The 23954-nt window shown below is 47.1% G+C and carries 23 protein-coding genes, 1 pseudogene and 1 other annotated feature; of the genes and pseudogenes, 5 read left to right on the forward strand and 19 right to left on the reverse strand.

Features of this window, described 5'->3' with window-relative positions; translation table 11 throughout:
• Window positions 1-157: 157 nt before the first annotated feature.
• The 5 genes from GKZ89_RS07440 to GKZ89_RS07460 all read right to left on the reverse strand — a co-directional run bounded on the left by GKZ89_RS07440 (window position 158) and on the right by GKZ89_RS07460 (window position 5956).
• Complete coding sequence (locus GKZ89_RS07440; protein ID WP_155111778.1) at window positions 158-1099, reverse strand: ABC transporter ATP-binding protein; 942 nt, start codon at window positions 1097-1099, stop codon at window positions 158-160.
• Window positions 1100-2143: an ABC transporter ATP-binding protein gene (locus GKZ89_RS07445; RefSeq protein ID WP_155111779.1), complete on the reverse strand. Its 1044-nt coding sequence runs from the start codon at window positions 2141-2143 to the stop codon at window positions 1100-1102. It lies immediately after the preceding gene.
• Between the two features lie 18 nt (window positions 2144-2161).
• Window positions 2162-3190: an oligopeptide ABC transporter permease gene (opp3C, locus tag GKZ89_RS07450; protein WP_155111780.1), complete on the reverse strand. Its 1029-nt coding sequence runs from the start codon at window positions 3188-3190 to the stop codon at window positions 2162-2164.
• Window positions 3190-4119 (reverse strand): oligopeptide ABC transporter permease, encoded by a 930-nt coding sequence (gene opp3b / locus GKZ89_RS07455; protein WP_155111781.1) that lies wholly within the window; start codon window positions 4117-4119, stop codon window positions 3190-3192. The genes opp3C and opp3b overlap by 1 nt, the downstream gene beginning before the upstream one ends.
• A 136-nt stretch (window positions 4120-4255) precedes the next feature.
• A complete protein-coding gene (locus GKZ89_RS07460) occupies window positions 4256-5956 on the reverse strand; it encodes an ABC transporter substrate-binding protein (RefSeq protein WP_162356574.1) in 1701 nt (566 codons plus the stop codon).
• Between the two features lie 375 nt (window positions 5957-6331).
• On the opposite strand from GKZ89_RS07460, the gene GKZ89_RS07465 reads away from it, so the two are divergent.
• Window positions 6332-6679, forward strand: a complete 348-nt coding sequence (locus tag GKZ89_RS07465; protein WP_162356576.1) for a DUF3899 domain-containing protein — start codon at window positions 6332-6334, stop codon at window positions 6677-6679.
• 45 nt (window positions 6680-6724) lie between these two features.
• Window positions 6725-6942, forward strand: a binding site (T-box leader).
• Between the two features lie 44 nt (window positions 6943-6986).
• On the forward strand, window positions 6987-7979 hold the full coding sequence (gene trpS / locus GKZ89_RS07470) for a tryptophan--tRNA ligase (protein WP_162356596.1): 993 nt from the start codon (window positions 6987-6989) through the stop codon (window positions 7977-7979).
• 255 nt (window positions 7980-8234) lie between these two features.
• On the opposite strand, the gene GKZ89_RS07475 is transcribed toward trpS, so the two are convergent.
• Entirely contained in the window at window positions 8235-8987 is a 753-nt protein-coding gene (locus tag GKZ89_RS07475) for a YjbA family protein (RefSeq protein WP_155111784.1), read from the reverse strand.
• A 93-nt stretch (window positions 8988-9080) separates the two neighbouring features.
• Window positions 9081-9869 carry a DUF2268 domain-containing putative Zn-dependent protease gene (locus tag GKZ89_RS07480; RefSeq protein WP_155111785.1) on the reverse strand — a complete coding sequence of 263 codons (789 nt, stop codon included), beginning with the start codon at window positions 9867-9869 and terminating at the stop codon, window positions 9081-9083.
• Between the two features lie 208 nt (window positions 9870-10077).
• Here GKZ89_RS07480 and GKZ89_RS07485 point away from each other — a divergent pair, with 208 nt between their 5' ends.
• The gene (locus tag GKZ89_RS07485; RefSeq protein ID WP_155111786.1) at window positions 10078-10398 is read left to right on the forward strand and encodes a hypothetical protein; all 321 of its coding nucleotides are present in this window, start codon (window positions 10078-10080) and stop codon (window positions 10396-10398) included.
• 346 nt (window positions 10399-10744) lie between these two features.
• Here the strand turns inward: GKZ89_RS07485 and fabF are convergent, their stop codons facing one another.
• Window positions 10745-11983, reverse strand: coding sequence for a beta-ketoacyl-ACP synthase II (fabF, locus tag GKZ89_RS07490; RefSeq protein ID WP_155111787.1), 1239 nt, complete (start codon window positions 11981-11983; stop codon window positions 10745-10747).
• A 42-nt stretch (window positions 11984-12025) separates the two neighbouring features.
• Window positions 12026-12958 (reverse strand): beta-ketoacyl-ACP synthase III, encoded by a 933-nt coding sequence (locus tag GKZ89_RS07495; RefSeq protein ID WP_155111788.1) that lies wholly within the window; start codon window positions 12956-12958, stop codon window positions 12026-12028.
• A gap of 170 nt (window positions 12959-13128) precedes the next feature.
• Here GKZ89_RS07495 and GKZ89_RS07500 point away from each other — a divergent pair, with 170 nt between their 5' ends.
• Entirely contained in the window at window positions 13129-13356 is a 228-nt protein-coding gene (locus tag GKZ89_RS07500; RefSeq protein WP_155111789.1) for a hypothetical protein, read from the forward strand.
• Between the two features lie 37 nt (window positions 13357-13393).
• Here the strand turns inward: GKZ89_RS07500 and GKZ89_RS07505 are convergent, their stop codons facing one another.
• From GKZ89_RS07505 to GKZ89_RS07515, 3 genes are all read right to left on the reverse strand, one after another.
• Complete coding sequence (locus GKZ89_RS07505) at window positions 13394-13579, reverse strand: ComZ family protein (RefSeq protein ID WP_155111790.1); 186 nt, start codon at window positions 13577-13579, stop codon at window positions 13394-13396.
• 93 nt (window positions 13580-13672) lie between these two features.
• A complete protein-coding gene (locus GKZ89_RS07510) occupies window positions 13673-14308 on the reverse strand; it encodes a hypothetical protein (RefSeq protein ID WP_155111791.1) in 636 nt (211 codons plus the stop codon).
• Window positions 14309-14354: 46 nt separating this feature from the next.
• Window positions 14355-15083 (reverse strand): alpha/beta hydrolase, encoded by a 729-nt coding sequence (locus tag GKZ89_RS07515; protein WP_430696968.1) that lies wholly within the window; start codon window positions 15081-15083, stop codon window positions 14355-14357.
• A 217-nt stretch (window positions 15084-15300) separates the two neighbouring features.
• On the opposite strand from GKZ89_RS07515, the gene GKZ89_RS07520 reads away from it, so the two are divergent.
• Window positions 15301-15486, forward strand: a complete 186-nt coding sequence (locus GKZ89_RS07520) for a YjzD family protein (RefSeq protein ID WP_155111793.1) — start codon at window positions 15301-15303, stop codon at window positions 15484-15486.
• Window positions 15487-15513: 27 nt separating this feature from the next.
• Here the strand turns inward: GKZ89_RS07520 and GKZ89_RS07525 are convergent, their stop codons facing one another.
• The 7 genes and pseudogenes from GKZ89_RS07525 to argJ all read right to left on the reverse strand — a co-directional run bounded on the left by GKZ89_RS07525 (window position 15514) and on the right by argJ (window position 23945).
• On the reverse strand, window positions 15514-15693 hold the full coding sequence (locus GKZ89_RS07525; protein ID WP_155111794.1) for a YjzC family protein: 180 nt from the start codon (window positions 15691-15693) through the stop codon (window positions 15514-15516).
• 42 nt (window positions 15694-15735) lie between these two features.
• Window positions 15736-16677, reverse strand: coding sequence for an ornithine carbamoyltransferase (argF, locus tag GKZ89_RS07530; RefSeq protein WP_155111795.1), 942 nt, complete (start codon window positions 16675-16677; stop codon window positions 15736-15738).
• A 122-nt stretch (window positions 16678-16799) separates the two neighbouring features.
• Window positions 16800-19661 (reverse strand): annotated as a pseudogene (gene carB, locus GKZ89_RS07535) (carbamoyl-phosphate synthase (glutamine-hydrolyzing) large subunit); the annotation flags it as partial.
• Window positions 19654-20700: a carbamoyl phosphate synthase small subunit gene (locus GKZ89_RS07540; protein ID WP_155111797.1), complete on the reverse strand. Its 1047-nt coding sequence runs from the start codon at window positions 20698-20700 to the stop codon at window positions 19654-19656. The pseudogene carB and the gene GKZ89_RS07540, both read right to left, overlap by 8 nt.
• 74 nt (window positions 20701-20774) lie before the next feature.
• Window positions 20775-21929 (reverse strand): acetylornithine transaminase, encoded by a 1155-nt coding sequence (gene argD, locus GKZ89_RS07545; protein WP_155111798.1) that lies wholly within the window; start codon window positions 21927-21929, stop codon window positions 20775-20777.
• Window positions 21926-22702 (reverse strand): acetylglutamate kinase, encoded by a 777-nt coding sequence (gene argB / locus GKZ89_RS07550; protein WP_241680164.1) that lies wholly within the window; start codon window positions 22700-22702, stop codon window positions 21926-21928. The genes argD and argB overlap by 4 nt, the downstream gene beginning before the upstream one ends.
• 13 nt (window positions 22703-22715) lie before the next feature.
• On the reverse strand, window positions 22716-23945 hold the full coding sequence (argJ, locus tag GKZ89_RS07555) for a bifunctional ornithine acetyltransferase/N-acetylglutamate synthase (RefSeq protein WP_162356578.1): 1230 nt from the start codon (window positions 23943-23945) through the stop codon (window positions 22716-22718).
• Between the last annotated feature and the right edge of the window lie 9 nt (window positions 23946-23954).

Consider the following 23954-nt stretch of genomic DNA (forward strand, 5'->3'; position numbering starts at 1 on the left):
TATAAAAAAGATTTTCATAGGCGGACAGAGGCTAAACTGCACATTATCCTCTTCCCTATCCCATGTGAAAAGAATCAGTATTTGGAGGAATTTTTCTTTTTTGAAGGTCTTCGTTCTTGTGAACAGAAAAATCCGCGCCATACCGGCGCGGATTTGTTTATACAGTAGCAGTATACTGTTTTTGATAGTTTTCGAATTCTTCCTTGGAACACATTACGAAGTGGCCGGGCTTAACTTCGCGGAACTCCATTTCTTCCCCGGGCTGTACTTTGTGTTTGGAAGGGTCATACGTTTTTCTTACACGTGTGCGCTCGTAATCCGGATCCGGCAGCGGAATGGCGGATAACAGGGACTGTGTATATGGATGGATCGGGTTCCGGTACAGCTCTTCTGCTGTTGTAAGCTCAACAAGCTTGCCGAAATACATAACGCCGATCCGGTCGCTGATATACTTTACCATGGAAAGGTCATGGGCAATAAACAGATAAGTTAAGCCCTTCTCTTTTTGAAGCTTCTTCATTAGATTGACGACCTGAGCCTGAATGGATACATCCAGAGCAGAAATCGGTTCATCGGCAATAATGAAATCCGGCTCAACAGCCAAAGCACGAGCGATTCCGATCCGCTGACGCTGACCGCCGCTGAACTCGTGCGGATAGCGGTTGGCGTGTTCCCGGTTAAGTCCTACTGTTTCAAGGAGCTCGTAAACACGTTCCATTCTATCTTTTTTGGATTTTGCCAGACCGTGAATGTCGATGCCTTCTGCGATCACGTCTGAAACCTTCATTTTACTGTTCAGGGAAGCAGAAGGATCCTGGAAAATCATTTGCATTTTACGGTTGAACTGCTTCAATTCTTTTTTGGATTTTTTTCCGTGTACGTTTTCTCCGTTGAAAAGGACGTTTCCTTCTGTTGCTTCATACAGACGGATAATGGTGCGCCCTGTCGTGGATTTCCCGCACCCGGATTCTCCAACAAGCCCAAGTGTTTCTCCTTTGAAAATATCAAAGGATATATTATCAACAGCCTTTACCATATTGGATTTGCCGCTGTTAAAATATTGCTTTAAATTCTGAACTTCAAGAAGCTTTTCAGCCATTTACTTTCCCTCCTTAATTTCAGGGAATAATTTCATTCGTTTTTTAACAGCTTCAGGAGGCTCTACTGCAGGCGCATCCGGGTGAAGAAGCCACGTAGCCGCATAGTGTGTATTGGACACTTTAAAGAACGGCGGCTCCTCTTCCATATCAATCTGCATCGCATATTCACTGCGGAGAGCAAAAGCATCGCCAACAGGAGGATTGAGCAGATTAGGAGGAGTTCCCGGAATCGCATAAAGCTCTTCCTCAGATGCATCCAGGCTTGGCATAGAGCTCAGCAGCCCCCAAGTATACGGATGCTTCGGGTTGTAGAAAATCTCATCCACTGTTCCAATTTCTACGATTTTGCCTCCATACATTACAGCTACACGGTCTGCGACATTAGCCACTACACCCAGATCGTGGGTGATGAAGATAATAGAGGTGTCGATCTTCTTCTGAAGATCCTTCATCAATTCAAGAATCTGCGCCTGGATGGTTACATCGAGTGCAGTTGTCGGCTCATCTGCAATGAGAACCTTCGGGTTGCACGCAAGAGAAATAGCGATGACCACACGCTGTCTCATCCCACCGGAGAATTGATGCGGGTATTGCTCAAACCGCGCTTCAGGATTCGGAATTCCTACAAGCCGGAGCAAATCCATTGCCTGCTTTTTTGCAGCAGCCTTACTTGTCTTCTGGTGCTTTAAAATTGGCTCCATTATTTGACGGCCAACCTTCATGGTTGGATTGAGGGATGTCATCGGATCCTGGAAAATCATTGAAATGTCTTTTCCGCGGATTTTCTGCATTTCTTTCTCGCTGACTTTGGTCAAATCTTTTCCATTGAATAAAATCTGACCTTCTTTGTATTCAGAGTTGCTTTCTGGGAGAAGCCTCATAATACTCTTGGTTGTGACTGATTTTCCAGAGCCCGATTCTCCAACAATAGCCAGCGTTTCTCCTTTAGCCAAATCAAAGGAAACCCCGCGGATCGCTTTTACTTCCCCGCCAAATGTGTGAAACGATATATTTAAATCTTTAACTTCCAATATTTTCTCCATTTGATTCACCTGCCTATCTTAATCGCGCATTTTCGGATCCAGCGCATCGCGCAGACCGTCTGCAAGCATATTGAAGCTGATCATAATGATACTCATAATTACTGCAGGGTATATGAGTAGGTGAGGATGAAGCCTCATCGTACGGTAACCGTCATCGATAAGCGTACCCAAAGAAGCGAGCGGATCTTTTAGACCCAGTCCAATAAAGCTTAAGAAAGCCTCAAAGAATATGGCACTTGGAATGGTAAACATCGTGTTGATGATGATGACCCCAACAAGATTCGGCATTAAGTGTTTCAGCATAATTTTCAGGTTTGATGCACCTAGCGTCTTGGATGCAAGGACGAATTCCTGATTTTTATATTTGATTACCTGGGCACGTACAACCCGGGCCATTGTCGTCCAGCCGGTAATGGATAAGGCAATCGTAATGGAAAGAATCCCTGGCTTCAAAACGATAATCATTAAGATCACGACGACCAGGTTAGGAATCCCTACAAGAATTTCTATGATCCGCTGCATGAATGAATCGATGCGTCCTCCGAAATAGCCTGAAGCAAGACCGAATGCTACACCGATGACCATGTCAATTGCTGCGGCCAGGAACGCGATGTACAGGGATACTTGAGTCCCTTTCCAGATCCTTGTAAATTGATCTCTTCCAAGTGCGTCTGTGCCGAACCAATAATACTCTTCTACTTTTTTCATTTCATACGCATCATACTGTGTTCCGTTTTTTCTCTCAGCCATTCCGTCAAACGGCAGCCAGCTTACATTTTCAAGCCCTTGAATTCTAGGGGGAAGGTTATTATGGGATACATTTTGCGAATCAAAATCTTTGCCGCTCACAAATGGCCCTAAAAACGCCATGATGATCAGCAGGGATAGAGCGACCAAGCTCAATATCGCTGCTTTATTTTTCTTGACCCTCAGCCATGAATCCTGCCAAAAACTGAGGCTCGGTTTATTAATGACCTCTGCTTCATGCGACGAAATTTTAACAGGCTGAAACTTTTCGTAATCCGTATTTTTATTAAGCTGCGGCATTATTTCTTCCCTCCTGCTATCCTGATACGCGGATCAATCACACCGTACAAGATGTCGACTACAAGTACGATAAAAATAAACAGTGCCGCGAAGAGGATCGTCGTTCCCATGATTACAGGGTAATCATTTACATTAATCGAGGTAACAAACTGTTCTCCAATTCCTGGAACTGCAAAGATTTTCTCTACAACCAGAGATCCTGTCATTAAGCTGATGGCAAGCGGACCCAAAACGGTAACGACCGGGATCAAGGCATTTCTCATCGCATGTTTGAATGCAACTTCCCAGTAGCTGGCCCCTTTTGCTTTCGCTAGAGTAATATAATCAGAGTTCAATACATCTATCATTTCGGTTCTCATAAAACGGGCGGCAATCGATAATGGGAAGATCGCCAATGCAATGGTCGGCAAAATGCTGTACTCAGGTCCGTTCCAGAATGCAACAGGAAGCCAGCCTAATTTTACCGCAATGAAATATTGAAGCAGGGCAGCAAATACAAATGAAGGAACTGATTTGCCAAGGATCGCAATCATTGTAGACCCGTAATCCACCCATGTGTTCTGTCTCAGCGCAGAGATTATTCCAAGCAGAATCCCTAAAAAGCCTCCAAGCAGCATTGCCTGAAACCCAATCGTTGCAGACGGGCCAATCCGGTCGGAAATTAAATCAGTAACTGGAGTATTATCAAACGTGAAGGAAGTACCTAAGTCTCCTTTAACAACACTCACCATATATTTTGTGTATTGGACCGGCAGCGGTTCGTTCAAACCGTACTGTTCCATTAATATCTCGAGCTGATCAGGTGACAGTTTATTGGCATTTGTAAACGGAGTACCCGGTATAATTTTCATGAGGAAAAAAGTAATTGAAGTAATGATAAACAGCGTTATCAGCATAAATAAAATACGCTGTGCTAAATATTTAACCATGCTCGCACCTCCTGGCAACACTTTAATAAGTGCCAAAAATTCATTTTTCGACAAAATAAATGGAGAGAAAAAGGAGTATAACTAGAGCTTATACTCCCTTTTCTCTATATAATGCTATTTTTCTTTCAAACTTGGATTACTCTGCGTCAGTAACCTCAATCCATTTGTAAGAGTATTCAGGCCCGTTCAAGTGGTAAACGAATCCTTCTACTTTTGGTGCTACAAGTACGTTAGATGCACGCTGGTAAACCGGAGCAAGACCTGCTTCATCCATCAATACTTTTTCAGCTGCCTGAAGTGCTTCGAAACGCTTGCCTGGTTCTGCAGCAAGATCACCTTGAGCCTGCTTCAGCAATTTGTCATACTCAGGGTTGGAGTAACCCATTCTGTTTGAACCGCCATCTGTGATCCAAAGGTCAGAGAAGGAGATCGCATCTGCATAGTCAGGACCCCATCCAGCAAACTGGATGTCATAATCCATCTTGTTATCAAGATCCAAACGGACAGCGAATGGAACACTCTTAACATCTACTTTTAATCCAGGAAGGTTTTTCTCAAGCTGGTTTTTGATGTACGCATCTGTTTTCTTGGCATTATCTGTGTCTCCACCGATGTACTCAAGAGTCAGCTCTTTTTTACCGATTTCTTTCAGGCCCTGCTCCCAAGCTTTTTGAGCTTCTTCAAGATTGAAAGTAAGCATATCTCCGTTTTTCTCGCGGAAATCTTCTCCAGTTTCAGGGTGTTTAACGAATTCTTTCGGTACAGCATAGTTCGCTGCTACAGATCCATTGTTAAGGATGCTTTTAGCAAGATCATCTTTATTGAAGCCTTGGGCAATTGCTTTACGGATGTTTACATTTGCAAGTGCTTCATTCTTCTGATTCAGCTTCAGCCAGAAAACAGTCGGCTCAAGCCATTTTACCATTCTTTCATCGCCTTCATACTGAGGAACAACGTCAGAAGCCAGTTTTCCAGTTATATCAGCTTCACCACTATCAAAAAGGTTGGCAGCTGTAGCTGGATCTTTCACTACATTGAAGTTGATTTTTTCAAGTTTCACGTTGTCTTTATCCCAATAGTTTTCGTTCTTTGTCATCGTCCATTTTTCTTTTGTGTTTCCGCCCCAGTCAGACATTACGAATGGTCCGTTGAACACAAGGTTTTCAGCATTTTTGCCGTACTCTGCGCCTTTTTCAGTTACGAACTTCTCATTTTGAGGGTAGAAAGAAGCAAATCCCATTAAGGATTCAAAGAATGCGATAGGCTTTACAAGCGTGATTTCAAGTGTAGTATCATCTACTGCTTTAATTCCAAGCTCTTCCGGTTTCTTTTCTCCGGCTGCGATTTCTGTAGCGTTAAGAATTTTGTTGGACATCATGTAAGGACCGTAAGGAGATTTCGTTTTAGGGTCGATCGCACGCTGCCAAGCAAAAACGAAGTCGCTCGCTTTGATTTGGTCTCCATTGGACCATTTAGCATTTTCATTCAGTTTAACGGTTGCAACAGTTTTATCTTCATTCCATTGCGGCTCGCCTTTAGCTACGCCGTCCACAACTTCCTGATTTTTATCCGTACGGTAAAGGCCTTCACCAACATTGTTCAGCATTGTCAAGCTGACAGTATCCTCAGCCAGTGCACTGTCCAGGGAAGGGATAGCTGAAGTTTCCAGAACCGTAATTTCCTGAGGAACATTTGAAGCAGTTTCTTCTGATTTGCCTTCGCTGCTTCCGCCGGCAGGTTTTGTAGTCTCTTTCCCGCCTCCGCCATAGCAAGCTGATAGGAACAAGCTTAGTACTAGTGTCAGTACTAAAAGTAGTGAAAATTTAGTCTTTTTCACAAAGTTGACCTCCCTTTTATTTTCTGAGAATTCTTACAAGGACTATTATACAATTTTTCGAATGTTTGTACATGTATTTTTTTTAAAAAGTTTACAATATTGAAATAAAATTAAGAATTCCAGCCTAGTAATATGGTCAATTAGCACTAATAACTGCTTATTTCTCAAGGGTTTGAGGAGTATAAAACACTTACAGACTCAATCAAGTCAGGTTTTGTAAACTTCCCGTAAAATTTGGTAAAGTATTGTAATGAAGGTGGGATGGTCAGTATAATAGTAGGAATATTATCCCTTGCCCTATTTTTGCTCAATAATGTTTTCACGTCTATTTGTTATGGCTATACTAGTAATAAAAGTTCTGAAGGGAGTATTTGGATGAAAAAGGGAGTTTATATTTTTGCAGGCGGGGTTATAGCTGCTGTTGTGATTTCGTTTATCTTCTATAGAGAGATTACGCTTCTCTCTTTTATAAATATCCTGTTTTTGATCAGCGGAATGATGATTTTTGCTTCCTTGTTTGCACTGGTGGCTCAGGGGGGATTCTTCGATGGAATCAGCTACAGCTTCAGAAAAACCTTTGCAGTGAAAGAAATGAGCAGGGAGGAGCTGGAGGAAATGAGGCCGTTTTCAGAGCTGGTGTCCTTCCGGTACACCCCCCTGCTCGTCGGCGGCGGCACTCTTGCTGCTCTGATGCTCGTCTGTCTTGGTATTTTTTATATGTAGTTGCACCAATGAAGAAAGTTTCTTATAATATGAAACATCTAAAGAGCACCGGCTGTGAAAAAGAGTAGTACACGAAACCTTCATCTAATCAGAGAGCCCGGGACGGTGGGAGCCAGGCAGTGAACTTCGTGGAATGGACTTTGGAGCCGCATTCCGAACGATCTACAGTAGGCAATGCCGTAATTCCTGCGTTAAAGGATTCTAAGCGGCTCTCTGTTTTTTGAGAGCAATTAGGGTGGCACCACGGTTCATTCGTCCCTTATTCAGGGATGAATGGGCCTTTTTTATTTTATTTAGGGAGATGACAATAGTGAAAACGATCTTTTCAGGCATTCAGCCGAGCGGTACGGTGACACTCGGAAATTACATCGGAGCGATGAAACAGTTCATCGAACTCCAAAATGATTACAACAGCTATTTTTGCATCGTGGATCAGCATGCGATTACCATCCAGCAGGATCCGCAGCTGCTGCGCAAAAACATCCGCAGTCTTGCTGCTCTGTATGTAGCGATCGGCCTCGATCCGGAGAAGGCCACTCTGTTTATCCAGTCAGAGGTACCGGCGCATGCACAGGCCGGTTGGATGCTTCAGTGCGTAGCCTATATTGGAGAGCTTGAGCGCATGACGCAGTTTAAAGATAAATCAGCCGGAAAGGAAGCAGTGTCTGCGGGCCTGCTGACGTATCCGCCGCTTATGGCAGGAGACATCCTTTTGTACGGAACAGACCTAGTGCCGGTTGGCGAAGATCAGAAGCAGCATATTGAATTGGCGCGGGATCTCGCCGAAAGGTTCAACCGGAAATACAACGACATCTTTACCGTTCCGGAAGTCCGTATCCCAAAAGTCGGGGCGAGAATTATGTCACTTGCTGAGCCAACGAAAAAAATGAGCAAATCTGATCCGAACCAGAAGGCATTTATCAGCCTGCTGGACGAACCGAAAGTCATTGAGAAAAAAATTAAAAGTGCAGTGACGGATTCAGACGGCATTGTAAAATTCGATAAAGAAAATAAGCCGGGTGTAACAAACCTCCTTTCCATTTATTCCATCATTACCGGAGAATCTATAGAAGAACTGGAAGCTAAATATGAAGGAAAAGGCTATGGAGATTTCAAAGGTGATCTTGCAAAAGTCATAGTGAATGAACTGGAACCCATCCAGAAGCGCTATCATGAACTGATGGAATCCGAAGAGCTCGACCGGATTCTGGATGAAGGTGCAGAACGGGCGAACCGCGCCGCAAGCAAAATGGTAAAGAAAATGGAGCGGGCCATGGGCCTCGGCCGGAAAAGACGATAATCTAAAACAGGAACGGCACTCGGTGCCGTTCCTGTTTTTCTACATGGGCTGTTTGGATCCTGCTCTGTACTCCGACTACAGATGAGAATTTTTTGACAACTCTTGCATTCCCAGTATGTGATAGTACCGATTCCTATGCAAAGGGCAATTCAACTCCAATCGTTTCAGTGAACGCTCCCATACATGTATACCTTACAGACTCTCCCAATTGCATAACAAAACAAAAACCTCCTGTCACGGAGGCTTGTCCTGAGTCTAATTCACTTTTGTTTCCTGCTCGGTTTCCCAAAGCTTTTCAAAGAAAGGCTGTCCTTTTACTAGGTGTTCGCAAAGGGTCATATGCTTTATCGACCAGCCGCTCAATGTTTCAAGATAAAGCTTCTCGAACACTTCGTGAAACTCCATTCCTTGAATCTGTTCATATTCCTGAGGGTTCCATTCTGTGTACCAGTATTTAATTTCAGCTGTATTTTTATCAGCCTGCAGCTGATCGAGCGCCATAAATAAGAGCTGTTTCAGCTGGCGCTCCTTCCGCGTCAGCCCTCTCATATGGTCCGGGGAGAGGGAAAGAATATGAAATTCTTTATCTTCTCCATGAAGAGGTCCCTGAAACGGATAATCATCCGCTTCAATATCCTTCACCATCTCGTAAACGAGCTGCTCCTGGCGTGGAATCAGCCGGCTTTTGCGGACCGGAATGCTGTAGCCGATCGTATCAACTGCAATAATGCCTTGCCCGTCCGTTACAACGAAGCAGTAATCCAGTTGAATTCGTTCATGATTTTTCCGGATATAGGCTTTCTGATGAATGTCTTTCAGGAGACTTTGCGGGATTTCCGAAAGGTCATTCTCGATATACTTGAACAGCAGGGGATTTACTTTCAGAAGCGGCACCTGATCAAGAAGCTCTACACTGTCATCTTTGCGCCATTCATGAAACTGGCACACATTGTATCCATTCTCTTCACCTTCAAACCAATTCACCCATACATCATGAAGAAACAACATGTCTTACCCTCACCTTCCGATTCTATTTGTCAATCAGTATAGGCAGGACAAGCTGAAAATATTCCATTTTATTCTGGATTTGGAGAGGATTCCTTACGTATCTTCAAGCTGCATCTCTTTTATGATCTGCTCAGCAGGAAGTGTAAATAAAGTCTTCGTATCCGCATTGGTTTTCTTCATATAAGCTTCCACCGCATAATAGCCAGCCGTGTACCCCAGCATGTTAGGGTACATCCCCAGTCCATACATCAGTTTGTCAAAATCTCTGTGATCCTGCTTTATTTTCCCGTTGGGTACAATATGTTTTTTCCAGAACTGCTTTAGCTGAGGATCTTTATACAGACGCGTCCAGCTGGCTGTTTTTCCTTCTCCCAGCATCTCCCTGACCGCATTCTCGGCAAGTCCCTCCATTATCACAACATCAGTCAATGTGTAATCCTTCTCTTTTTTCTCAAACTTCTCAATCCGGCAGATATGATGATACTCATGGATCAGGAGGCCTTTCAGTTCCTCCTTCGGGACACCCGGGGAAAGGAACAGAAACAATTTATCAAAAAAGGCAAGTCCCGATTTCCCCCCGTGATCACGCTGGATTTTGGCATTATTCAGGTCACAGGGAAGCAAAAATACCGCAGGATCAGGACCATCCCACTTTTTCTGAAGTTTCTTCATTTCTTTGCTTACGTATTCCCAAAGCTTCTCTTCCTTCAGCTGCTTCATCGTCCTATGGGCAGACTGGCTGCTCCTGTATAATCCAAACAGATTCAAATATGGAACAATCGATTTTTCGCTGCGATCCGGAAAATAAGGCTTCAGCTTTTCAGCGAGTTCAGATGTGCCTAAAGGCTTCTCAAACCATTGATGTGTAGCGATAACCCCCACTTTCCCTCACCTCTTTTAGTAAGGTATGCGAGGAACGGGATTTGTGAGACGAAAAATGGGGTGGAAAAGCAGAATGGCCGGGGCAAGGCTTTTTATAATGATTTTGAGGAGTTTATGATGGATTTAGCATCGTCCTCTCCCTTAAAAAGGAAAAAATCGTTTTTATGAAGAATAGTATCTTATACAGATAAACAAAGGGGGAAACACGGTGGCAAAAGGGATTTCGGCTTTTGTTACGTTTCTTGCTCTTGCTCTCCTCAGCTATGGAGCAGCCGAAGCTGTTCACGTCCATTTTTTAGATTTGTCCTCTCTCGTTGGGGTTATTGGAACTGCCCTCATCTGGTTTTTTACTTCTAAAGGGGGTTTTGCATCCAAGAACGCTGATATGGCGGTTCAAAGTACAACAGGAATAAAAATGAATCAGCAGAAGTTTGAATTTACGCCAGGCGCTGCTTTTTTCGCAGCTTTGGCTTATACCCTCCTCTCAATAGGAGCAATGTTTTACTTTTATCGGGATTACTTTTCTTAGGAAAAAGAGGGCGGGGACTGTCCCGCTCTACTTTAAAGCAGCGGGGGACAGAGACCTGGCTGTAAAAACCCTTGCACAGCAAGGGCTTGAAGATGTGGTGCCGGAGCTTTAGTACGGCAGAGAAAGTGGGGACTGGCACGGTGCCAGTCCCCACTTCCTTTAAAGCAGCAGGGGACAGAGACCTGACCTTTTCAACCCTTGCGCTGCAAGGGACTGCAGAGAGGGTGCCGGAGCTTTAGTGCTTTAGCAGAGTGAGGGTCAGACACCGCACACATCTCATTCCCCAAATCAGACCCCATACCGCAGATAAATCAAAAAAACCGCCAATCGGCGGTTTTTCCCATTCTTACTTATATTTCTTAAACAAAATCGTGGCATTATGTCCGCCGAAGCCGAGTGAGTTGCTGAGGGCTACGTTGACTTCGGTTTTGCGGGCTTCGTTCGGCACGTAGTCGAGGTCGCATTCCGGGTCCGGATTTTCCAGGTTAATGGTTGGCGGGATAATGCCTTCCTCGATGGATTTCACGGCAAAGATCGCTTCGACTCCTCCGGCTGCTCCAAGCAGGTGGCCGGTCATGGATTTAGTGGAGCTGATGGCCACTTTTTTCGCATGGTCACCGAATACTTCCTTAATTGCCAGTGTTTCAAATTTATCGTTGTACGGCGTGCTTGTTCCGTGGGCATTGATGTAATCCACGTCTTCAGGCTTTAGCTGTGCCGTTTCGATGGCTTGTTTCATGGCGCGGACGCCGCCTTCTCCGCCAGGTGCCGGTGCTGTAATATGGTAAGCGTCGCCTGTTGCACCGTAGCCTACGATTTCCGCGTAGATTTTTGCACCGCGGGCAAGGGCATGCTCAAGTTCTTCGAGAATCAGGATTCCAGCCCCTTCCCCCATGACGAAGCCGTCGCGCTCTGCGTCAAATGGACGGCTCGCTTTTGCCGGGTCCGGATTGGTTGAAAGTGCTTTGCTGGAACTGAATCCTGCAAAAGCCATTTGAGACAATGGAGCCTCTGCTCCGCCAGATACCATAACATCGGCATCTCCGCGTTCGATGACGCGGTAGGCGTCGCCAATTGAATTGGTTCCGGTTGCGCAGGCTGTTACGGTACAAGCATTAAAGCCTTTCGCACCCAGCGCAATGGAAACCTGGCCTGCCGCCATATCCGGAATCATCATCGGGACGAAGAACGGGCTGACACGTTTCGGTCCTTTTTCCATCAGGATCCGGTGCTGCGTCTCGAACGTTTCCATTCCGCCGATTCCGGAACCGACCCATACGCCGACACGCGGCGCATTTTCATCTGTAATTTCAAGCTTCGCATCCTTAACAGCCATAAAGGAGGCTGCCACTGCATATTGCGTGAAGCGGTCCATTTTACGCGCTTCTTTTTTATCCATATATTGTTCGGGATCAAAATCAGTAATCTCCCCGGCTACTTTTGCCGGATAATCATCCGGATTAACGCGTGTGAGCGGCTTGATTCCGGATACTCCGTTAATCGCATTTTTCCAGGTGGTTTCAGCATCCAATCCAAGCGGACTGACTGCACCGATCCCTGTTACAACAACTCTTTTCTTTTCCATAAAGAAGACACCTCATCTTTAGATTAGAATTAGTCCGTTATTTTAGCGGCCCCATCTCATGGCGATAGCGCCCCACGTCAGGCCGCCTCCGAATCCTACCATGACCAGCAAATCACCGTCTTTTATTTTACCAGCTTCCAGCTCTTCTACAATACTTAACGGAATGGAAGCAGCAGAGGTATTGCCATATTTGTTCACGGTCTTGGACATTTTTTCTGCAGGGAGCTCCAGGCGCTCTCTTGATGCTTCCATGATGCGGATATTGGCTTGGTGAGGGATGAGCATGTCGACGTCTGCCTTAGTCAGTCCTGCTTTCTCCAGAACTTTGACGCTTGATTCCCCCATTTGCCTTACTGCAAATTTGAATACTTCGCGTCCGTTCATAATGATGTACTCTTCCTGGTAAAGGTGCTTCCCACCTGATCCATCAGAGCCCAGGTCGAATGAAAGGATTCCTTTACCGTCTGCAACAGGCCCAAGAATAGCGGCTCCCGCTGCATCTCCGAAAAGAACGGCTGTATTCCGGTCTTCCCAGTCGGTGACTTTTGAGAGCTTTTCAACCCCTACTACTAAAATATTTTTATAGACACCTGTTTCAATGAATTGCTTGCCTGTAACAAGTCCGTACATAAAGCCTGCGCACGCTGCACTGATATCCATTGCAGGAATCTGCCTCGCTCCAAGGCGTTCCTGGATGCGGCACGCTACAGATGGAAAAGGAGAATCCGGCGTCACGGTCGCGACAAGAATCATATCCAGCTCCTGCGCAGTAATTCCTGCATGCTCCAGAGCTTTCTCAGCAGCCTTAAAAGCCATATCCGACGTATCAATGTCATCTCCGGCAATCCGGCGTTCTTCGATTCCGGTCCTGGTCCGGATCCACTCGTCAGACGTGTCCATTCTCTTTTCAAGATCATGGTTGGTCAGGATATTGTCAGGGATATACCGGCCAATTCCGATAATACCAGCGTTCATATGTGCAGCCCCTTTAGTAATAAATTTTTAACATCAAATATTATGACTTGGTACTAATTTTATCTCATCTCTGCAAAATTATCAATTGCAGCTGATGCATTCGTCCATGCACTTCTGCCTTCTTTTCATAGATTGGTATCATGAATACTTGAACAGAAAAGGTGAAAAAAGTGGAGAAAAACAGATTTGATCAGATGATGTTCGGCCGCCGTCCCGAGACTGCCGCAGACACCGTGAATCCTGCTCCTGAAGAGGAAAAAACCGATGAAAATCAGCTGGATTACATGAAGATCATGATGCAGGTTGACGATATTATGGGCTCCTGGAATGATATAAAACCGGTTTTCAAACAACTGTCCCCGATGCTTGATCTAATCAAAAAGAAAATCGGAAGCTGAAAAAAGGCTTGAACTCTTTCGGGTTCAAGCCTTCCTGTTATTTTTGGGCATCCTGTTTTCCAAGCTCATAGGCTTCTGCCATGACTTTGTTAAACAACCCGAGCAGCGGCTGGATATGATCCATCGTCAGCTCCAGACCGAGGGCATCAAGCTGCTGCTTCGCCTCCGGAAAATACTTCATTGCAATCTGCATAAATTCCATTTGCTTTTCGTGCTGTTCCATTCTCTTTTCTCCTTTTCCATTTGCCTCACGGAAGGCATGTTTCCTTTGCTTGTCCTTCCGGTTCCTTCTATAACTATATTCCGAATCCCGCCCTTAGACAAGCGCAGATGAATCATAAAGGAACGGATATTGCTCCATATGAAGTTTCAGCTCTTTAAGTGCTTGGGCAATAGGTGTTTTTCGGGACAGCGGAGTCAGCTGTTCTCCTCCTGCAGCATTTCCCGGGAGATAATACGTTTTTCCAAATGGCTTCGAATCGGTCAGATCGGCAATGGTTTTAGCGGCATCCTCTGCAAACACGCCTGGATCGTCCCGGAACGGAACAGCCGCAAACCCCGTTTTCGCCCAGTTGATCAGCTCTTCACCAGGATACTGCCATGGCCCGTAGACAGGGCCGGTATAAATGATGGTTTTCCCGCTGTCAGCGTTTTGTGTTTCATCTGCTGCAAGCAGGATTTGCGGAAGATCCTGTGCTTGAAAATTTTCCAGCCAGCCTGTACCGCATACTGCGAAATCACAGCCGGCAAGGTCCGGCTCTTCATTTCCCCTCGCCGGATGAAATAAAGCATTCCGCCCGACTGTCATCATCATTTCTTCCTGCCTGCGCTCCTCAAAAGGATTGGAAGGTGCTTCAAAAACAGCCAGAACCGAATACCCTCTTTCCATCCACTCTTTGCAAAGTGCAAACCCAAGACATGTGTGGGCACCAAGGACTGCTGCCTGCTTCATCGGTTTTCCTCCTTCTTCCTGCTTTGTTGTACTGTATGCAGTGCGGCTATAAATTTTTCTGATGAAGGGTAAAAAATTTAATGACAGATTGGTGGATCCGGTAGGGCTGCTCGCCCAGATGGAGGATCAGTTCGACTGGCTTGCCGAGCTGCTTTCGTTTTTCTTCAAATACCTTGCTGTGCTTTTTATAAGGAAACGGCGTGCCGCTCATCCTGTCCCAAATCTTCACAGGAATCGAGCCGCTGATTTCTTCCAGTGATCTTAATGAACAGGCTGGGAAGTCCTTTTCCTCGATTTCATAGGCTGCGGCAATTTCATCTGAAAGCCGCTTATAAAAAAGCTTGTTTGCCTTCTCATCTTCAAAATGCCTTTTCAGATCGAGACATGGATTAAACAAACCGATCGAACGGATTTTTCCGGGGTGGTTTTCCATCAGGTCCAGTGCGGTCAGCGCACCTGTTCCTTCTGCGAGTATATGCACCTTTTCGTTGACGATTTCTTTCTTTGGCAGCAGCTGAAGCAGTTCGCCTGCGAGAGCACCTGCTTTTGGAGAGCCCCAATGACTGCCGTACAGGTTGGATTGCAGCAGTGTAAATCCTGCCTTGCGGAGCGCGGCAAGCAGCTGCTTGCGCCCTAAATGCTGCATCCAGAAGCTGGTGCTGCTGTCAACGTAATGATTTTTGTCTCCAAGGATAAGAATGCCGAAGCCGTTCGGCTGATAAGGTGTATGGATGACCGTCCACTCGGAGCTGTACTGAAAAAACCGGTTATACATTTCCACGCTGCTCACCGCCTTTCCTTTTGTTCGGGATGTGCCCGTTTTATTCTATGACACAGAAAATAAAAGGTCTGGGATGCAGCCCGCCCCTTTTAAGGAAATTCGATGACAGTCCGACAAATCCTTGTCACAAATGTTTTTAAGGCAGTCTTTTCTGTCTAATTTATGTGTGGTATGATGAAAACAGAATGGTGTGCAAATGGAGGGGAAAATTTTGCGTTATTTTTGGACATTCTTTTGGACGTTCCTGCTTGTACATATGCTGACTTACGTAGCGGGGTCTATGGTTGGAAGCGCATACGATTTTATGACAGCTTCGATCCTTGGAGCTGCTGCATCCGTATTTATTTTCGTACTGGCAGCAGTTATACCTGATGAGCCGGTTAACAGCCATCATTAAAAAGACCTTCCCTAGGGAAGGCTTTTTTTATGGCTTTCTTTTATATGTCCACTGCCTGTTATGATTGGACGTTTCGGGAAAGTGGTCTCCTGCACTCAATTTGATCTGCTTCGGATTCACCACATTATCGCCGGTTTCCCCAATTTCTACATAGATCCCGTTATTCGGTGCCTTCTGCCCTTCCCTAAAACGATGCTGCTGGCCCATAACAACCCCTCCTTACGCAAAGTATAGAGGTAGTATGCCCGTTTAGGAGAGAATCATTTTAAGAAGAGCTTTTTGAGCATGAAGCCGGTTTTCAGCCTGGCGGAAAACCGCTGACTTCGGACCATCGATCACTTCCGCTGTCACTTCTTCCCCCCGGTGTGCAGGGAGGCAATGCAGAAAACACGCATCTGCTTTTGCATAAGTCATCAGTTTTTCATTTACCTGAAAACCTTCAAAATCCTTCAGTCTTTTTAAGGATTCTTCCTCCTGCCCCATGCTGGCCCATACGTCACTGTAAATGATATCAGCCCCCGCCACAGCTTCTTGCGGCGTGTGTGTGACGCAGATGTCCGCCCCTGTCTGCGATGCTGCTTCCAGAGCTTTTAAACGGACGGCTTCATCCGGTTCATAGCCTTCCGGACAGGCTATCGTGAAATCCATGCCGGTCTTCGCACAGGCAATCATTAGGGAATGGGCTACATTGTTCCCGTCCCCGATATACACCACCTTTTTATCTTTAAAATCACCCTTCAGCTCTTTTATCGTCAGCAAGTCGGCCAGCGCCTGGCACGGGTGATACAGGTCTGTCAGACCGTTTATGACCGGAACGGATGCATGCTTAGCGAGCTCTTCAGCTTTCGAATGCTCGAACGTCCGGATCATGATGGCATCCGTATAGCCGGAAAGCACTTTAGCTGTATCAGCAATGGATTCTCCTCTTCCAAGCTGAAGATCACTGTTGCTGAGGAAGAGGGCATGACCGCCAAGCTGAAGCATGCCTGCTTCAAAGGAGACACGGGTTCTCGTAGAGGATTTTTCAAAAATCATCGCGAGCGTTTTTCCTGCAAGCACCGGTTCGATGGGAGACGCCTTCAGTCGAGCCGCCTCTGATAGCAGGGCGGACAGCGTCTCTTCTTCTAGCTCCAGCAAAGTCAGAAAGTCCTGCCCCTTTAATCCGCTTCCGGTTTTCGTCATCGTATTCATACGCCCGCTCCCTTTCTGCTGTGAATGGCGATCAGCTCTGCAGCTGCACCTGCTCTTCCTTTTTGATAAGCATCACACGTTTCTTGTTCTGTCAGAATTTTTTGCCCCCACGCCAGCGCCGTTTCCCGCGCACGTTCTTCTGAAGGACTGAACAGTATACCATTTTTGAGCTTCTCCTCAGACGCAGATTCACCGTCTGTGATCAGCTGCTTTTCTGTTCCTTCATCAAACGCTTTATATAATGCTTCTTCGGGAGTTGCACCGATGCACATCCCTTCACCGGTTGATTTCATTTCCGGCCCCAAGTCAAGAGACAGATCAGGCAGGGCATGAGATGAAAAAGCCGGAAATTTAACAGCCGTATACTCAACCGCATCAGCATGGCAGGTGATCTCCATTCCAAGCAGGGCTTTTGTCGCTTCTTCGATCAGCGAGCGCTGGATGACCTTGCTGACGGCAGGAGCTGTACGGCTTGCACGCGGATTTACCTCCAGTACATACACGTCCTCTTTATCAAGGATAAACTGAATATTCATGATGCCCTTGTATTGCAGGTGCTTTGCGATGGCCGTTCCGTACGCCTTCATCGTCTTCAGCTGTTTTTCCGAATAGCCGGATGCCGGAATGAGAGCCATGCTGTCACCGGAATGGATACCTGCTTTTTCAACATGTTCCATGACGAGCGGAATCCAGACATTCCGGCCATCCGAGACGAGATCCAGCTCTGCTTCCCTGCCCTGAATAAATTGGTCAGCCAATATGGGGAACGAGTCTTCTTCCGCTTTTTCAAGAATGGCTGCGAGCTCATCAGAGTTTCCTGCAGCAGCCATCCCTTTTCCGCCAATGACATAGGAGGGACGGAGAAGAATCGGGTAGCCGATTTCCTCTGCTGCAAGAAGGACAGCTTCTTTCGAGTAGACAGTCTTCCCTTTTACACGGGGGATGGCACAGTCATCGAGCAGCTGATAAAATGCATCCCGGTCTTCAAGTTTATATAGGGTCTCATGGTCGGTACCAAGCAGTGTAACTCCGGCCTCTTCAAGTTCTTCAGCCAAATTGATGGCCGTCTGCCCGCCGTATTGAACGATCACAGCATCCGCTTGTTCATGCTCAATCACATTCATCACATATTCGAACGTAAGCGGCTCGAAATAGAGACGGTCCGCAAGTTCGTAATCGGTACTGACCGTTTCCGGATTGCTGTTGATCATGATGGCTTCGCAGCCCATTGCTTTTAATGCTTTAATTCCATGAACGGCACTGTAATCAAATTCGATCCCCTGGCCGATCCGGTTAGGCCCTGATCCGATGATTGCCACTCTCTTCCCCCCCGGACGTGAAGGCAGGTAATCCTGCTCTCCAAAGTAGGAGGAATAAAAATAATTGGTTCTCGCTTCAAATTCCGCTGCACATGTATCCACCATTTTGAATACGGCCCCGATGCTCCATTGCTTTCGGAGAGAGGCTATCTCTTTCCGGGTACTGCCGGCCCAGAATGCGATCGAGTCATCCGAGAAGCCTTTTTCTTTCCAGCGTGAAAGGTTTTCCTTTTCAATCGGCATCGTCCGGATTTCTTTCTCCATAACGATAATCGATTGGACAATCCCCAGAAAATAAGGATCGATACCGGTCTGGGATTGAACTTCCGCCAGTTCTGCCCCTCTCCTGATTTTCTCTGCAACGGCAAAGAAGCGGCGGTCGTCCGGATTTTCCAACAGCTGATTTAAGGCGCTATCCGTCATTTTTGCTGTTTCCGGAGAATACGCTCCGAGATTATCAAGCTCCAATGAATCGAGGGCCTTTAAAAAACCCGCTTCCATATTTCGTGCAAGGGCCATCACTTCTCCTGTAGCCTTCATTTTTGTCCCGAGCGTACGATCCAGCTCTTTGAACTTATCAAATGGCCAGCGGGGAAATTTGACGGCCGTATAGTCAAGCGCCGGCTCAAAGCTTGCGTAAGTAGATTGTGTGAGCGGGTTTTTCAGCTCGCTCAATGTGCAGCCGATGGCAAGCTTTGCCGCAATCCTTGCGATCGGGTAGCCGGTTGCCTTGGATGCAAGAGCAGAAGAACGGCTGACCCTCGGATTCACTTCAATGACGTAATATTGTTTGCTTTTTGGATTCAGTGCAAATTGAATATTGCAGCCGCCGATGATGCCAAGTTCTCCGATAATTCTCAGCGCTGAGGTTCGGAGCATATGGTATTCCCTGTCTGTCAGTGTTTGGGATGGGGCTGTTACGATAGAATCCCCGGTATGGATGCCGACCGGATCAAAATTCTCCATATTGCAGATGGTCACAGCGGTCCCCTCATTATCCCTCATCACCTCGTACTCCAGCTCTTTATAGCCTGCGATGCTCTGTTCCACCAGGCACTGGGAAATCGGGCTCGCCTTCAGGCCCCGGCCAAGGATAGCGGCAAGTTCCGCCTCATCGCGGGCGATGCCTCCTCCTTTCCCTCCAAGGGTATAGGCAGGACGGACAATAATCGGATAGCCGGTTTCCGCTGCAAATTCCAGCGCTTCAGCGGTATCGTTTACAATGATGCTTTCCGGGACAGGTTCGTTCAGCTGAAGCATCAGCTCCCGGAACTGTTCCCGGTCCTCTCCTTGTCTGATGGAAGCTGCCGGTGTGCCGAGAAGCTTCACGCTGTATTTTTCCAGAATGCCCTTCTCTTCCAGTTCAAGTGCCAGATTCAGTCCTGTCTGACCGCCCACATTCGGAAGCAGGCTGTCCGGCTTTTCTTTTTTAATGATCTTCTCGATGGATCGGGAGGTCATCGGTTCGAAGTAAACGATATCCGCTACATCCGGGTCAGTCATGATGGTCGCTGGATTGTTGTTGATCAGGATAACGGTGCATCCTTCTTCCTTTAATGCGAGGCAGGCCTGTGTTCCTGAGTAATCAAATTCAGCAGCCTGCCCGATAATGATCGGTCCCGATCCGATGACAAGAACCCGTTTTACTGAAGAATCCTTAGGCATAATGTGCAACTCTCCCTGTTTGTGTCAGCATGGAAGTATATTCGTCGAAAATCCACTCGCTCTCACGAGGCCCCGGACTCGCTTCCGGGTGAAACTGTACGGATAACAATCTTTTATCAGGGTGACAAAGCCCTTCCACGCTGCCATCGTTCACATTCTCAAAGCGAATCGATAAATCACCTTTCCCTTTTTTCACGACGTAGCTGTGATTTTGCGAAGTCATATAAACTTTGCCGGTTTGACGGTCAAGCACTGGATGGTTCGCACCCCGGTGTCCGAACAGAAGTTTTTCTGTCTCATAGCCGTGTGTAAGGGCCAGCAGCTGATGACCGAGACAAATTCCGAGAACAGGAAACGTCTGCGTGATTTTTTTGATGAGTGGGAGGTATTCCCTGAGCTGCTTTGGATTCCCGGGTCCATTGGACAGCACAACTCCATCGGGATTCAAAGAAAATATATCCCCCATCTGCTCATACGGAAGGACTGTAACCTTCTGGTGGCGCGAGATCAGTGAATTCAGGATTGACTTTTTTAAGCCAAAGTCGACGAGAACAGTATGTTTCGATCCGCTTCCGTGCACAGTCTTTTCCCCGCCATCATGAGACGGAAGTGAAATGGGCGGCACCGCCGTGTTTGCACAGGCTGTAAGCTTTGCATTCATCGTTCCTGATGAGCGGATTTTCTTTATAAGGCTTCGCGTATCTACGTGGTGAAGAAAGGGGATGCCCCATTTTTGCAAGTAAGCCTTTACGCTGTGAACCGCTTCATAATGGGAAAAATGTTCACAGCATTCGTAAAACACCGCCCCTTTCACCTGCGGACGCTTACTCTCAAAATCCGCATGATTAATCCCGTAATTGCCGATGAGCGGGTACGTAAAAATAAGAATCTGATTTTTATAGGAGGGATCGCTCAAAACCTCCTGATAGCCTGTCATGCCGGTAAAAAAGACAGCTTCCCCTTCAGCTTCAGGATTTTTCGTGTCTCCTATCTCGCCTTCCAGCAGCGAGCCGTTCTCAAGCTTGATATATCCTTTCAATCCAGCCACCTCAATATCTGTATATTAATTAAACAACTTGTATTTTTATACATATTCTTTCAAAAAAAGAGGGATTACACATTCAGCTTAGAATGGACCCCAAGGACCTCTTTCATTATTGTGAGGGCTGTGCCGCGCTCTTCTTCCGTACAGTTGATCGGCGGCAGGAGCCGGATTACTTTTTCACCTGCCGGAAGAACAAGGAGGCCTTTTTCCCGCAGTTCTGTAATCAGCTCTGCAACGGGGCCTGTGCACTCAATTCCAATCATCATGCCCTTTCCCCTGATGTCTTTTACAATCGGCAAGTGGCCCAATTCAGCTTTAAGCTGCTGAATAAAATGGCTGCCGGCAAGCTTAACGTTTTCCAGAAACCCCGGAGCAAGAACGGTTTCCAGAACCGCTTTTACCGCTGCCATAGCGAGCGGATTTCCTCCAAAAGTGGAACCGTGCGAGCCGGGCTGAAAGGAGGGAATCAACTCTTTTTTGCCGAGCATCGCTCCAGCCGGAAATCCATTGCCAAGTCCTTTGGCCGAAGTGACGATATCCGGCTGCAGCAAGCCTTCGTGAGCAAACAGCTTCCCGGTTCTTCCGATGCCTGTCTGCACTTCATCCACAATCAGCAGGCAGCCGAGCCTCCTGCACGTTTCCTCAGCCTTTTTCAAAAAGGCCGCTGTCCCTGGAACGACCCCGCCTTCACCCTGGACGACTTCGAGCATTATGGCTGCATAGCCGCTGCCGGTGAGTCCATCGAGTGCTGAAAGATCGTTGTAAGGCAAATATTCAAATGAAGGCAGCATCTCACCATATCCAGTGCGTACTTTTTCCTGCCCGGTTGCCGCCATAGTGGCAAACGTCCGGCCATGAAAGGATTGCGCAAAGGTGGCAATCCTGCCTTTTCCAGTATGCTTTCTTGCAAGCTTAATCGCTGCTTCATTCGCTTCTGCTCCACTGCTGCAAAAGAAAACAGCATCTGCAAATGAATGATCCGTTATTAGGCGCGCCGCTTCTTCCTGCAGCCGTATTCCGAAAAGATTGGATACATGCCACACCTTTTCGAGCTGGGCAGCAACCGCATCCTTTACCGGCTGATATTGATGACCGAGGCTGCATACGGCTATGCCCGAGATAAAATCAAGATATTGCCTTCCTTCAGAATCCTTTACCCAGGCACCTTTTCCTTCTTCAATGGACAGATCCCATCTTGCATAAACCGGAAATAGCGAACTCATCCCGCTGCCTCCTTTCTGCTGTTCATAATTTTTGTGCCTACAAACTCCCGCCCGCTGATGAACGGTTTGGTGCCATTCACAATCATCACTTCCTTAAGAGTATCCGAAAGCGATTGGATGGCAGACTCCGTTTTCGGGATCATTCCTCCGGATATAATCCCTTGGCCGATGCAGCTCCTGATCTGTTCAGGATCCGTCTCACTGACGAGCTGTCCGTCTTCCATGATGCCATCCACATCAGTCACGAACACGAGCCGCTCAGCCTGTAAAGCCTGAGCCACGGCAGCTGCAGCGGTATCGGCGTTAATATTGAGCACCTCACCGTTTTCGGTCCGCCCGAGCGGTGCGAGAACAGGGAGATACCCTTTTTCCAGAAGGAGCTCCAACAGCCTTATGTCTACAAAGGACACCTTGCCAACAAGGCCGAGGCGCTCTTCATCGATACACTCTGCCTGAAGCAGACCGCCATCCTCTCCGGAAAGTCCAACAGCAGCCAGACCGTGTTTCTGGCACATGCCTGAAAGCTTTTTATTCAGTTTTCCTGCTAATGTCATCTGAACAACTTCCAGCACTTCCTTCGTTGTCTGCCGCTGTCCGTTTATGAATGCAGTCTGGATTTTCATTTTTTCCAGGCAGTCTGTAATTTCAGGACCGCCTCCATGGACAAGAACGACTCCACACCCGGAGTCCTTTAAATGCTTGATCGATGTAAAAAACGAATCGGAGAGCTCCGATAAAATACTGCCTCCGCATTTGATTACAACCGTTTTCAACCGGCTTCCTCCTCTATGTACGATAGCTTGCATTAATTTTTACGTAGTCATAAGTTAAATCACAGCCCCAGGCTACTGCCTCTGCGTCCCCCGAGCCAAGGTCCGCCCGGATCATGACCGTTGATTCCTGCAAGCAACGGGCTGCCTCTTCTTCACTGAACGTATTCGGCTCTCCTCTGCTGAACAGGCATAGATCCCCAAGCCAAATCGTCACCTTTTCTGCACAGATGGAAAATCCACTGTGCCCGAGAGCTCCGATAATGCGGCCCCAGTTCGCATCCTCCCCATATACAGCCGTTTTCACGAGACTTGACCCGACTACTTTTTTGGCTGCTGTCCGCGCTTCCTCAAGCGTTGCGGCACCGCTGATTTTGGCTTCGATCAACTTTGTCGCTCCCTCTCCATCTCTTGCAATCATCATGGCAAGCTGCTTGCATACTTCTCCAAGTCCTTCTTTAAAATCGTTCCATTGAGGATGGCCGGGATGAAGCGGTTCATTTCCGGCCAGCCCGTTCGCCATCACAAGAACCATGTCATTTGTCGATGTCTCCCCATCGACCGTAATCTGGTTAAAGGTAGTGTCCGTTACTTCTTTTAAGGCCATCTGCAAATACTCAGGCTCAATGGCTGCATCGGAAGTCAAAAACCCAAGCATCGTCCCCATATTGGGATGAATCATTCCGGACCCCTTAGCTGCCCCTCCAATCCGGATTTCCTGCCCGTCAATCTCAAAGGCAACACCTGTATGCTTTATACAAGTATCTGTAGTAAGAATCGCCGTTTCAAAGGCCCGTGCGTGCTCTTCGCTCCGATCCGGCTTGAGGAGCGGAATCCCCTCCATGATTTTCTCCATGTTCATAGGCTCTCCGATTACTCCTGTGGAGGAGACCGCTGTCTGCATCTCATCCAGTCCAAAAGCTTCGGCACAGAGACGTCTCATCGAATAAGCATTAGCAAGACCCTGTTTCCCTGTACATGCATTCGCGTTTCCGCTGTTAATCAGGACGGCCTGGATTCTGCTCCCCCCGGCCATGCTTTCCTGCGTCACTTTTAAAGGGGCAGCCTGGAAACAGCTTTGGGTGTAAACGGCCGCTGCACTCGCCGGCACTTCACTGACAATCACTCCAAGGTCGAGTTTCGTATACCGGAGTCCGCAGTGAACACCGTCCGCTTTGAATCCTTTCGGTGAAACAACGGATCCGTTCTGATCCGTTTTGATCGATGCTTCCACTACTTCCTGCACCTGAAACAC

Source organism: Metabacillus mangrovi, from assembly GCF_009711125.1.
GTDB classification, from domain to species: Bacteria; Bacillota; Bacilli; order Bacillales; family Bacillaceae; genus Metabacillus_B; species Metabacillus_B mangrovi.

Bases quoted from the DNA above. Each gene is read 5' to 3' on its own strand.
- GKZ89_RS07510 (WP_155111791.1), bottom strand. From the start codon at position 14,308: ATGAAGCAGGCAGCAGTCCTTGGTGCCCACACATGTCTTGGGTTTGCA.
- GKZ89_RS07515 (WP_430696968.1), bottom strand. From the start codon at position 15,083: ATGTATAACCGGTTTTTTCAGTACAGCTCCGAGTGGACGGTCATCCAT.
- GKZ89_RS07505 (WP_155111790.1), bottom strand. From the start codon at position 13,579: ATGGAACAGCACGAAAAGCAAATGGAATTTATGCAGATTGCAATGAAG.
- opp3C (WP_155111780.1), bottom strand. From the start codon at position 3,190: ATGCCGCAGCTTAATAAAAATACGGATTACGAAAAGTTTCAGCCTGTT.
- GKZ89_RS07525 (WP_155111794.1), bottom strand. From the start codon at position 15,693: ATGGGCCAGCAGCATCGTTTTAGGGAAGGGCAGAAGGCACCGAATAAC.
- GKZ89_RS07495 (WP_155111788.1), bottom strand. From the start codon at position 12,958: ATGAACGCTGGTATTATCGGAATTGGCCGGTATATCCCTGACAATATC.
- argD (WP_155111798.1), bottom strand. From the start codon at position 21,929: ATGAGTTCGCTATTTCCGGTTTATGCAAGATGGGATCTGTCCATTGAA.
- GKZ89_RS07465 (WP_162356576.1), top strand. From the start codon at position 6,332: ATGAAAAAGGGAGTTTATATTTTTGCAGGCGGGGTTATAGCTGCTGTT.
- GKZ89_RS07475 (WP_155111784.1), bottom strand. From the start codon at position 8,987: ATGTTGTTTCTTCATGATGTATGGGTGAATTGGTTTGAAGGTGAAGAG.
- argF (WP_155111795.1), bottom strand. From the start codon at position 16,677: ATGAATACGATGACGAAAACCGGAAGCGGATTAAAGGGGCAGGACTTT.
- GKZ89_RS07440 (WP_155111778.1), bottom strand. From the start codon at position 1,099: ATGGCTGAAAAGCTTCTTGAAGTTCAGAATTTAAAGCAATATTTTAAC.
- GKZ89_RS07445 (WP_155111779.1), bottom strand. From the start codon at position 2,143: ATGGAGAAAATATTGGAAGTTAAAGATTTAAATATATCGTTTCACACA.
- fabF (WP_155111787.1), bottom strand. From the start codon at position 11,983: ATGGAAAAGAAAAGAGTTGTTGTAACAGGGATCGGTGCAGTCAGTCCG.
- opp3b (WP_155111781.1), bottom strand. From the start codon at position 4,119: ATGGTTAAATATTTAGCACAGCGTATTTTATTTATGCTGATAACGCTG.